This is a genomic window from Seohaeicola zhoushanensis (assembly GCF_014656415.1).
GTDB classification, from domain to species: Bacteria; Pseudomonadota; Alphaproteobacteria; order Rhodobacterales; family Rhodobacteraceae; genus Seohaeicola_A; species Seohaeicola_A zhoushanensis.
In genome coordinates this window covers 1-9,807 of sequence record NZ_BNCJ01000049.1, presented here as the reverse complement: position 1 = coordinate 9,807, position 9,807 = coordinate 1, and the positions used below count along the sequence as shown (strand labels likewise).

10 protein-coding genes are annotated in these 9,807 nt (G+C 69.8%); 2 read left to right on the top strand and 8 right to left on the bottom strand.

All coding sequences use genetic code 11. The features are described 5' to 3' along the window. Positions 1-310: 310 nt before the first annotated feature. Both radC and IE266_RS26385 read right to left on the bottom strand, forming a co-directional pair. Positions 311-1,069, bottom strand: coding sequence for a RadC family protein (gene radC / locus IE266_RS26390; RefSeq protein ID WP_189683128.1), 759 nt, complete (start codon positions 1,067-1,069; stop codon positions 311-313). Positions 1,070-1,117: 48 nt separating this feature from the next. After that, the gene (locus IE266_RS26385) at positions 1,118-2,662 is read right to left on the bottom strand and encodes an acetolactate synthase large subunit (protein ID WP_229864539.1); all 1,545 of its coding nucleotides are present in this window, start codon (positions 2,660-2,662) and stop codon (positions 1,118-1,120) included. 247 nt (positions 2,663-2,909) lie between these two features. Here IE266_RS26385 and IE266_RS26380 point away from each other — a divergent pair, with 247 nt between their 5' ends. Continuing rightward, positions 2,910-3,101 carry a heavy-metal-associated domain-containing protein gene (locus IE266_RS26380; protein ID WP_189683126.1) on the top strand — a complete coding sequence of 64 codons (192 nt, stop codon included), beginning with the start codon at positions 2,910-2,912 and terminating at the stop codon, positions 3,099-3,101. 3 nt (positions 3,102-3,104) lie between these two features. On the opposite strand, the gene IE266_RS26375 is transcribed toward IE266_RS26380, so the two are convergent. Together IE266_RS26375 and argE are read right to left on the bottom strand one after the other, a co-directional pair. Then, positions 3,105-4,130: a cation diffusion facilitator family transporter gene (locus IE266_RS26375; RefSeq protein ID WP_189683125.1), complete on the bottom strand. Its 1,026-nt coding sequence runs from the start codon at positions 4,128-4,130 to the stop codon at positions 3,105-3,107. A 67-nt stretch (positions 4,131-4,197) separates the two neighbouring features. Next, on the bottom strand, positions 4,198-5,322 hold the full coding sequence (argE, locus tag IE266_RS26370) for an acetylornithine deacetylase (RefSeq protein ID WP_229864538.1): 1,125 nt from the start codon (positions 5,320-5,322) through the stop codon (positions 4,198-4,200). A gap of 213 nt (positions 5,323-5,535) precedes the next feature. On the opposite strand from argE, the gene IE266_RS26365 reads away from it, so the two are divergent. Next, positions 5,536-6,687: a patatin-like phospholipase family protein gene (locus IE266_RS26365; protein ID WP_189683124.1), complete on the top strand. Its 1,152-nt coding sequence runs from the start codon at positions 5,536-5,538 to the stop codon at positions 6,685-6,687. Here IE266_RS26365 and IE266_RS26360 read toward each other — a convergent pair. From IE266_RS26360 to IE266_RS26345, 4 genes are read right to left on the bottom strand one after another with little or no spacing between them, the layout of a single operon-like run. Beyond that, complete coding sequence (locus IE266_RS26360; protein ID WP_189683123.1) at positions 6,684-7,697, bottom strand: endonuclease/exonuclease/phosphatase family protein; 1,014 nt, start codon at positions 7,695-7,697, stop codon at positions 6,684-6,686. The two genes, IE266_RS26365 and IE266_RS26360, sit on opposite strands and share 4 nt — an antisense overlap. Beyond that, positions 7,697-8,380: a molecular chaperone DjiA gene (locus tag IE266_RS26355; RefSeq protein WP_189683122.1), complete on the bottom strand. Its 684-nt coding sequence runs from the start codon at positions 8,378-8,380 to the stop codon at positions 7,697-7,699. The genes IE266_RS26360 and IE266_RS26355 overlap by 1 nt, the downstream gene beginning before the upstream one ends. Positions 8,381-8,389: 9 nt before the next feature. Then, positions 8,390-8,908: a GNAT family N-acetyltransferase gene (locus tag IE266_RS26350; protein ID WP_189683121.1), complete on the bottom strand. Its 519-nt coding sequence runs from the start codon at positions 8,906-8,908 to the stop codon at positions 8,390-8,392. Then, positions 8,905-9,516, bottom strand: a complete 612-nt coding sequence (locus IE266_RS26345) for a VOC family protein (RefSeq protein ID WP_189683120.1) — start codon at positions 9,514-9,516, stop codon at positions 8,905-8,907. The genes IE266_RS26350 and IE266_RS26345 overlap by 4 nt, the downstream gene beginning before the upstream one ends. Positions 9,517-9,807: the final 291 nt, after the last annotated feature.

The following is a 9,807-nucleotide window of genomic DNA, read 5'->3' as shown; positions in this document are numbered from 1 at the left end:
CAACACACCGCCATCCCCTCTCCCCTCGGGGGAGAGGGCTAGGGTGAGGGGGCCAAGCGCACCACCCCCAACCCAACACACCACAAATCCCCTCTCCCCTCGGGGGAGAGGGCTAGGGTGAGGGGGCCAAGCGCACCACCCCCAACCCAACACACCACAAATCCCCTCTCCCCTCGGGGGAGAGGGCCAGGGTGAGGGGTCAGGCGCACCACCCCCAACCCAACACACCACCATTCCCTCTTCCCTCGGGGGAGAGGGTTAGGGTGAGGGGACTAAGCGCACCCGCCCCTCCGACGACAGGATAAGCCCCCTACAACAGCCCCTCCGCCCGAAAGCTCAGCTCCCGCGATTTGCCCACGATCAGGTGGTCATGCAGCGTCAGCCCCAGGGCGTCGCAGGCGGCCCGGATCTGGTTGGTCATGCCGATATCCGCCTCCGAGGGCGTCGGATCCCCCGACGGATGATTATGCACCAGGATCAGCGCCGAGGCGTTCAGCTCCAGCGCCCGCTTGGCCACCTCGCGCGGATAGACCGGCACGTGGTCGACCGTCCCGCGCGCCTGTTCCTCGTCGGCGATCAGGATGTTCTTGCGGTCGAGAAACAGCACGCGGAACTGTTCGGTCTCCCGATGCGCCATCGTCGTGTGGCAATAGTCGAGCACCGCGTCCCAGCTGGAGATCACATGCCGCTGCAGAACCCGCGAGCGCGCCATGCGATGCGCCGCCGCCTCGATGACCTTGAGGTCGCAGATCACCGCCTCGCCCACGCCATGCACCTCGCCCAGCTGCTCGGGCGGGGCCGAGACCACGCGGTTAAAATCGCCGAACCGGTCGAGCAGCGCACGGGCCAGCGGCTTGGTGTCCTTGCGCGGCAGGGCGCGGAACAGCACCAGTTCCAGCAGCTCGTAATCCGGCAGCGCCGCCGCGCCGCCCGACATGAACCGCGCCCGCAGCCGGGCGCGGTGGTCGGCGATGTAGGACGGCAGCCGTCCCGGCGCCAGCGCCGCAACGGGCGCTTCGTCGGTGACGAAGAGCGGCAGCGATTCGTGGAAGGCGCGCGGTGTCGGCATGGCCCCAGCCTCGCCGACACAGGTTAACAGGCCGTTAGCGGCCTCGGGTCAGACCACAACCTCGATCAGGTTCGGCCCGCCGCTCGCCAGCGCCGCCTCGATGGCATCCACCAGCGCCCCGGCCTCCTCCACGCGCACCGCCGTCACGCCCATGCCCTGCGCCATGGCGACGAAATCCAGCGCCGGCCGGTCGAGCGAGAGCATGTCGATGGCGCGCGGTCCGGGGTTCTGCACCCCCACGTTGGTCAGCTCGCCCCGCAGGATCTGGTAGGTGCGGTTGGCCAGGACCAGCACGGTGACGTCCAGCCCCTCGCGCGCCATCGTCCAGAGCGACTGGATCGTATACATCGCCGACCCGTCCCCCACCAGCGCCAGCACCTTGCGGTCCGGGCAGGCCACGGCACAGCCGATCGCCACCGGCAGGCTGTAGCCGATCGAGCCGCCGCAGTTGTTCAGCCAGGTATGGGGCGCGGCCCCTGCGGTGGCCGGGAAGAAGGCGCGGCCGGTGGTGATCGATTCATCCACCACGATGGCATTGTCCGGGATCGTCGCCGCCAGCGCCTGGGCGATGGTGACGGCATCGGCCTTGCCGGAGGGCCGCGCGACATGCTTGCGCTCGGCGATGCCCCTGGGCGCACTGCCCGCCGCGCCGGTCGCTTCGACCAGCCCGTCCAGCGCGCCCGACAGGTCGTCGCCCGCCCCGGCCAGGGCCTGGATCTCGGCCCCCTCGGCGGTCAGCACCGCCGGCTTGCCGGGATAGGCAAAGAACCCGATGGGCGCGCGCGCCCCGACCAGCACGACCCGCTTGTAGGGCTTCAGCACCCCCAGCGCCTGGTCGATCGGATAGGGCACGCGGTTGATGACGACCCGCCCCGCCCCGCGCTCCAGCCGCGCGTTCGACCATTCCGACAGGATCGCGCAGCCAGTCCTGGCGGCGATGCGCCCGGCCTTCTCCAGGTTCTCGGCGGTCAGCGCCAACCCGCCCAGCAGCAGCAGGGTCTCGGGACCGTCCAGCGCCGCGGCGGCGCGCTCCAGCTCGCCCGCATCCACGCCGGGCCGATCAGCCGGCGCCGGCGCGGCATGGACGCTGCCGCCCTCGGTCCAGGCGGTGTCCGAAGGCAGGATCAGCGTGGCGATCTGCCCCGGCTCCACCTGCGCGGCGGCCACCGCGCTGGCGCCATCCGCACCGACATCCGCCGCCGAGAGCGAGGAATGCACCCAGTGCGACACCGGGCGCGACAGCCCCTCGATATCCGCCATCAACGGCGCGTCCAGCTTGCGATGCGTCTCGGCATGTTCGCCGACGATGTTGACGACGCCCGAATGCGCCTTCTTGGCGTTGTGCAGGTTGGCGATACCATTGGCGAGGCCGGGGCCGAGGTGCAGCAGCGTGATGGCCGGCTTGCGCGCCATCCGCCAGTAGCCATCCGCCGCACCGGTGGCGACGCCTTCGAACAGGCAGAGCACCGAGCGCATCCCCGGCACGTGGTCGAGCGCGGCGACGAAATGCATCTCCGAGGTGCCGGGATTGGTAAAGCAGGTATCTACCCCGCTGGCGATCAGGCTTTTCACCAGGCTTTCGGCACCGTTCATCATTCGTCTCCTGTCGCGGAAGCTTTGACCGCCGGGGTAAGCGTCCTGTTTTCGGATTGGGCGTCCCTGCCGGGCGGCAGGCGCGGGCGGATCGTTGCCCAGCGCGGCGGGCAGGTCAAGCCGAAGGGCGCCTGAGCGAAAAATTCCGGCGGGGCCTTGACCTTCCAGTTACCGGAAGCCCTAGATCATCGGTCAGCCGGGCCGAATGTGCCCGACTCAGCTGTTCACAACAAGGGTTCCAACCAGAATGACCACCACTTTCCACGTTCCCGACATGACCTGCGGCCATTGCGAAAAGGCCGTCAAGGGCGCGCTGGCCGAGGCACTGCCCGGCGCGCCGGTCGAAGTCGATCTCGCCGCGCATCTCGTCCGGGTCGAGGGCGATGCCGCCACCGCCCGCGCGGCGCTGACCAAGGCGGGCTACACTCCCGCCGCCTGAATCTCAGGTCGGGTTGGGCAGGGCCGCGCCCTGCCCTTCGCCCTTGCCGTGGTCATGATCATGATCGTGGTCATGACCCCCGGCACGGGGATCCAGCACGCAGATCGGATCGCCCTGGCCCCAGTCCACCTCGATGGTCGAATGGGCGATGCCGAAATCCTCCAGCAGCACCCGCTTGACCGCCCGCACCACCTCGGGCGCCTCGGCACCCTCGGCCAGCTGCACCTCCATGGTCGTCGAGGGCTGACCCGAGGTAATCGACCAGACATGCACATGGTCGACCCCGGCAAGCCCCGGCACCTTCGCCACCAGTTCCGCCTTCAGCTCTGACACGACGACATTGCCCGGCGTGCCCTCCATCAGCACGTTGAGCGAGGCCTTGAGCAGCACCCAGGCCGAGCGCAGCACCAGCGCCGAGAGCAGCACCGAGAGGATCGGGTCGACCGGCGTCCAGCCGGTGGCCCAGATCACCACGGCCGCGACGATGGCGGCAACCGAGCCCAGCAGGTCGCCCAGCACATGCACCATGGCGCCGCGAATGTTCAGATGGCCGGTATCGCCCCGCGACAGCAGCCAGTAGACCCCGGCGTTGACGACCAGCCCCAGCACCGCGATCACCAGCATCGGGCCGGCATGCACCGGCTCGGGGCTCAGCAGACGCTGCACCGCTTCCCAGGCGATCCAGCCGACCAGCGCGATCAGCGTCACCGCATTGACCAGCCCGGCGAGGATCTCGAAGCGCATGTAGCCGAAGGTGCGCTTGTCGTCGCGGCGGCGGCGGCCAAAGCGGAAACCGGCCCAGGCCAACGCCAGCGCGGCGGCATCGGTGAACATGTGCCCGGCATCGGCGATCAGCGCCAGCGACCCCGACAGCAGCCCGCCGACCAGCTCGGCCAGCATGAAGCCGAAGGTCAGCACCAGCCCGGCAAGCACCACGCGTTCGTTGTTGGCGCCGACCTCGGGGGCGTGGTTGTGCCCGCCATGCCCGTGGTCGTGGTCATGCCCGGAATGATCGTGTCCGTGGTCCATGTCGGCTCCTTCACCCTTGCCTGGAAAAGGTAGGGCAGCCCGGCGGCGGCGGCAACCGGATGGCCGCTCAGGACAGGTGACGGCCCAGCGCCATGACCATCTCGCAGGCGGCATCCAGCTCGGGCCGGGTGATGAATTCCTCGGGCTTGTGCGCGCGGGCGATGTCGCCGGGGCCGCAGACCACCGCCGGGATGCCCGCCGCCTGAAAGCGCCCGGCCTCGGTGCCGAAGCTGACCGGCGCGCCCGGCGCATTGCCCGACAGGGCGCAGGCCAGCGCCCCCAGCGGATCGCCCTCCGCCAGCCCCAGCGCCGGATAGGCGGCGAGGATCTCGGCGCTGACGCCCTCCTGCGCGGCGGCGGTCGCCACCACCGGGGCCAGCACCGCCTCGGGGTCGGCGCCGGGCAGCACCCGCGCCTCGATCTCGGCCCAGGCCGCCTCGGGCAGGATGTTCAGCGCCTCGCCGCCGCCCATGCGGCCGACCTGCACCGTGTGATACGGCGGCGCAAAGGTCTCGTCGCGCGGGCCCTCCGCCGCCATGCGCGCCGACAGCTCGCGCGCGGCGGCCAGCACGGGGATCAGCGCGTGGATCGCATTGCGCCCGAGGTCGGGGCGCGAGCTGTGGCCGGTAATGCCCCTGGCCGTCAGCCGCAGCGCCGCCTTGCCCTTGTGACGCAGCACCGGCGCCATGCCCGTAGGCTCGCCCACGAAAGCGCCCAGCGGCGTCGCGCAGAGGTCGGGAAGCGCCTTCAGCATATGCACCACGCCCCGGCAGCCGTTCTCCTCGTCGTAGGAGATTGCCAGGTGCACCGGCGCACTCAGCGGCAGCGCCGCCAGCGCCGGCACGCAGCTCAGCACCGCGGCGACATAGCCCTTCATGTCCACCGCCCCGCGCCCGATCAGCTTCTCGCCCTCGCTGCGCAGGACAAACGGATCGGCCAGCCAGCCCGGTTCGGCGGCGGGCACCACGTCGACATGGCCCGAGAGGATGTATCCCGGCACGCCCGGATCGCCGATCGTCGCGAAGATGTTCGACCGGTCGCCCTCCGGCCCCGGCAGCACATGCACCCGCGCGCCATGGCCTTCGAGATACTCGGCGACAAAGGCGATCAGCGCGCCATTGGGCTGGCCCACGACGGTGGGAAAGCCAACGAGGCGGGCAAGCATCTCGGGCGCGGTCAGGGTCATCGGCATGGGTTCGGTCCTTCGGGCAGCACTCGCCCATGAATGGACCCGCGCCGGCAGGACATGCAAGACCCCTGCCCCGAACCCGCGCGGTTGCCGCAATTGTGACCTTTCACATGCATCATTCCGCGCATCACCCCGCTTTGGTGCTGTGCTGGCCGGATCGGGATGCTTATCTCTGTCCCTGTCCGGTCGCGGACCGGGCGGAAAGGACATGGCGACATGAACATATCCCAAACTCCGAAATGCGCCGAACCGCTGGCCGAAGACCTGCGCCAACACCCCCTGCCCGGCCAGGCGGTGCTGGTGCTGCAGGGCGGCGGCGCGCTGGGGGCCTATCAGATCGGCGTCTACCGCGCGCTGCACGAGTCTGGCATCGAACCCGACTGGGTCATCGGCACCTCCATCGGCGCGATCAACGCCAGCCTGATCGCCGGAAACGCGCCCGCCGAACGGCTGGACCGGATGGAGGAATTCTGGCGCCGCATCGGCCTCACGCCCTTGCAGAACGTGCTGGCCGCCGCGCCCTTCTACGGCCAGGCCGCGAGCAACTGGATGACGCTGGCAACCGGTGTGCAGGCCTTCTTCCGCCCCAACCCGCTGGCCCTGCTCGGCCCCCACGCCCGTCTCGGCGCCGAGGAGGCCGCCTATTACTCGACCGAGCCACTGGAAGCGCTGCTGGGCGAACTGGTCGACTTCCGCCTCCTGAACGACGGCGAGGTGCGGCTGACCATGGGCGCGGCCAACGTGCGCACCGCCGAAATGCGCTACTTCGACAGCCGCGACGAGCGGCTCGACCTGCGCCACGTGCTGGCCTCGGGCGCGCTGCCGCCCGCCTTCCCGGCCGTCCGCATCGACGGCGAGCTGTTCTGGGACGGCGGGATCCTGTCGAACACCCCGGTCGAGGCGGTCTTCGACGACAACCCGCGCAAGGACGGCGTGGTCTTCTCGGTCCACCTGTGGAACCCGGACGGCTCGGAACCGGACACGCTCTGGGACGTGATGAACCGGCAGAAGGACATCCAGTATTCCAGCCGCGGCAAGAGCCATATCCAGCGCCAGCGCGAGCTGCACCGGCTCCGGCACATCATCAAGGAACTGGCGATGAAGCTGCCCGAGGACGAGCGCAACAAGGACATGGTGCGCGAGATGGAATCCTACGGCTGCCTGACCCGGATGCATGTGATCCGCCTGATGGCCCCGAGCCTGCAGGGCGAGGACCACCTGAAGGACATCGACTTCTCGGAAAGCGGCATCCGCCAGCGCAGCGAGGCGGGTTACGCCGACACCATGCGGGTGCTCGAACGCAAGCCCTGGGATGACGAGCACGACCTGCTCGAAGGCTTCATCCTGCACGACGCCGTGGCGCTCTAGATTTCGATGTCGAGCGTCACCGGGTAATGATCCGAGGCCTTGAGCAGCGCATCGCGCAGCTCGGGCACGCGCCAGCAGCGCAGGTCGTCGAAGGGGTGCCAGATCCGCCAGGCCGGCTGGCGGTCCATCAGGCCCGGCGAGATCATGATGTAGTCGAGCAGCGCCGAAAGGTAGCGGTCCTCGCTCTCGATGCGGAAGCGCGCCGTGGTCGGGGCGGCGGTGATCGGCCGCTGCAGCGCCAGCCGGGCATGGGGGTCGTACATCTGCTCGCCCAGCAGGATCTCGACCGAGGAGCGCCGGAACAGGTTCTCGAATTCATCAAGGCCGGGGCCGTCGTTCAGGTCGCCCGCCAGGATCACCTGCCGCCCCTCGGCCAGCCGCGCCGCGATGCGCCCGCGCAGCCAGAGCGCCTGCGCCAGCTGCTTGCGCCGGTTGGCGATCGAGAGCCGCATGGCATGGTCGCCGTTCTTTGCGCCATGCGGCGCCTTCGACTTCAGATGCGCCCCGAGCAGGCAGAACTCGGTGCCCGTCGCGGTGCGCACCGCCAGCTCCAGCGGCGGTTTGGAGAAGGTCACCAGGTCTTCGTTGGCGTCGACATCCAGGTCGATTCGATAGGTCGAATCAAAACGCGGCGGCTCGGGGTCGTCCTGCGCCGGGCTTTCCGCCCCGCGCGGATCATGCACCGCGCTCAGGCGGTCGGGATCGTAGAGCAGCGCGATTTCCTGGTGGGTGTCATTGGCGAACCCCATCACCGCGCTGCGCTGGCGCAGGCTGAACACCGCCGCGAAATGTTCGAGCGCCGCCACCGTGTTCTGCGACCGCCCGGTATTGGGCGCTTCGATCACCATGATCGCGTCGGCTTCCAGCGCGGTGAAGACGATGCCCAGCGCCTCGGTCTGCTCGGCGCGGGTGACGTCCTGCCGCCCGGACCAGCCGTCGTCGTCGATCAGCCGGTTGTGGCTGTCGAAGAGATTGGCGAACCATTCGACGTTATAGGTGGCAATGCGCATCAGTGCACCGCCGCCGCGCCGATCTCCTCCCAGGCGCGGTTGATGTCGCGCAGCTTCCTCTCGGCCAGCTTGACCGCCTCTTCGGGCACGCCGCGCGCGATCATCCGGTCGGGGTGGTTCTCGCGCACCAGCTGCCGCCAGGCCTTGCGGATCTCCTCGTGGCTGGCGTCGGGGCTGACGCCCAGCACGGTCCAGGGATCGGGGTGGGCATCGGGCACGAAGCGGCTGCGCAGGGCCCGGAAGGCCTGTTCGCTCAGCCCGAAGATGCCGGCCACATCGGCCAGGAAACGGTCCTCGGCCGGGTGATAGGCGCCATCGGCCACGGCGATGTGGAACAGCCCCTCCATCAGGTCGCAGAGCACGCCGTTCTCGCCGCGGAACATCCGGGCGATCGATCCGGCATATTCACGGTAGCCGGCGACGTCGGTGCGGGCTAGGTTGAACACCCGCGCCGCATCGGCCTCGTCCTCGCGGGCGATCTGGAACACCTCGCGGAAGGCGGTCACCTCGTCGCGCGTCACCATGCCGTCGGCCTTGGCCATCTTCGCCCCCAGCGCGATCACCGCGATGGTGAAGGCGACGCTCTTCTCGGGCGGCGTGCGCAGGGTCTCGAAGACATGGGCAAGGCTCTCGCCCTTGGCCAGGGCGGCAAGCGCTTCTCTTATGCGGGTCCAGATCGACATGGATGCATCTTACCCGCTCCGCGTGTCGCTGTCAGGTGCGCCCATAGAGCGCAGCACCTTCTGCATCAGCACCAGGTCGAGCCATTGCCCGTTCTTGCGGCCAACCTCCGCCATCCGGCCGGTCTCGGTGAAGCCGAGCCGGGCGTGGAACGCCATGCCGGCAGCATTGGAGCCACTGATTCCCGCCACCAGCACGTGGATCCCGGCGGCGCGCGCCACCTGCTCCAGCCCGGCCATCAGCGCCCGCCCGGCCCCCCGGCCGCGCGCCTCGGGGGCGAGGTGGACGGAATGCTCGGCCGTGGCGGCATAGCCCGGCCCCTTGCGGAAGGCGCCATAGGTCGCATAGCCGATCACCCTTCCATCGGCCTCGGCGACCAGGAAGGCCGGCAATCGCTCGGCGATCTCGGCGGCGACCTCCTCGGGGCGGCGCGGATCGGTGGTGAAGGTCACGGTGGTGTCGCGAATGATCGGGTTCAGGATCGCGCAGACCGCCGCCGCGTCGGCGGCAACCGCCGGGCGGATCCTCACAGCAGCACCCGCAGCCCATTCGGCGTGTCGATCTCGGCCCGCAGCAGCGCCGGCCCGGTCTCGTAGACCACGCGGGGCTCGCGCAGGAGCGGCGCAAGCGCTCGCCGCAGCACCTCGGCCTCGGGGTGGCAGACCACCAGCCGGCGCAGGGCGCAGCCCGAGACGGCGAGCAGGTCGCTCGGGTGCACCGGGCTCTGCCATTCGATCAGGGCGGGGAACATGTTGTCGAAGGGCAGGATGCCGCTGTCCGGCACCGCCATGCGCCAGCTGAGATCGCCGCGCGCCAGTTCCATCGGATGGCCGGCACCGTGACCCAGCTGCGCCAGTTCGCCGTCGAGATCCTCGGTGGCGCAGATCCAGTTGGTCAGCCGCGCCCGGCCGGCGAATCGGTCGAGATCGAACCAGCGCGGCCGGCCCGGCGGCGGCGCGGCGGGGTCGATGGCGATGGCTTCGAGGTAGAGCCCGTCGGCCAGGCCCAGCAGCGCGTTATGGGTGCCGAAGGCGGCATGGTCGCCCCCCGGCTGCAGCGCCACGCCCAGCGCCTCTTCCACCGCCAGCACCGCCTCGGCCCGGCTGGCCCCTGCCACCGCGAAATGATCCAGCCGCATGTTCCGCTCCGCCTGTCTCCGTTGCGAGGTTAGGCGCGGAATTCCCGTTTGAGAAGAGGCGCTTCGCAGCGGCGGGGTAAACCCCGCCCTACTGCGGTGTCCCGGCGTCAACGCCGGTGGCGGGCGTTGCCTGGGGGCGCTGCCCCCGCCACCTTCGGCGGCTCCCCCTGTCTATTCCGGCCTGTGCTATTGTTGATCTGCGGGTGGCATCCCGACCTCCCCCGAGGCCCGCAAGCCTGAGCTCCGGACTGGGAGCCACCCGCAGCTGCTTTGTCAGCCTGAACAGTTGCA

Bases quoted from the DNA above. Each gene is read 5' to 3' on its own strand.
- IE266_RS26355 (WP_189683122.1), bottom strand. From the start codon at position 8,380: ATGTCGATCTGGACCCGCATAAGAGAAGCGCTTGCCGCCCTGGCCAAG.
- argE (WP_229864538.1), bottom strand. From the start codon at position 5,322: ATGCCGATGACCCTGACCGCGCCCGAGATGCTTGCCCGCCTCGTTGGC.
- IE266_RS26385 (WP_229864539.1), bottom strand. From the start codon at position 2,662: ATGAACGGTGCCGAAAGCCTGGTGAAAAGCCTGATCGCCAGCGGGGTA.
- IE266_RS26345 (WP_189683120.1), bottom strand. From the start codon at position 9,516: ATGCGGCTGGATCATTTCGCGGTGGCAGGGGCCAGCCGGGCCGAGGCG.
- IE266_RS26375 (WP_189683125.1), bottom strand. From the start codon at position 4,130: ATGGACCACGGACACGATCATTCCGGGCATGACCACGACCACGGGCAT.
- radC (WP_189683128.1), bottom strand. From the start codon at position 1,069: ATGCCGACACCGCGCGCCTTCCACGAATCGCTGCCGCTCTTCGTCACC.
- IE266_RS26365 (WP_189683124.1), top strand. From the start codon at position 5,536: ATGAACATATCCCAAACTCCGAAATGCGCCGAACCGCTGGCCGAAGAC.
- IE266_RS26360 (WP_189683123.1), bottom strand. From the start codon at position 7,697: ATGCGCATTGCCACCTATAACGTCGAATGGTTCGCCAATCTCTTCGAC.
- IE266_RS26380 (WP_189683126.1), top strand. From the start codon at position 2,910: ATGACCACCACTTTCCACGTTCCCGACATGACCTGCGGCCATTGCGAA.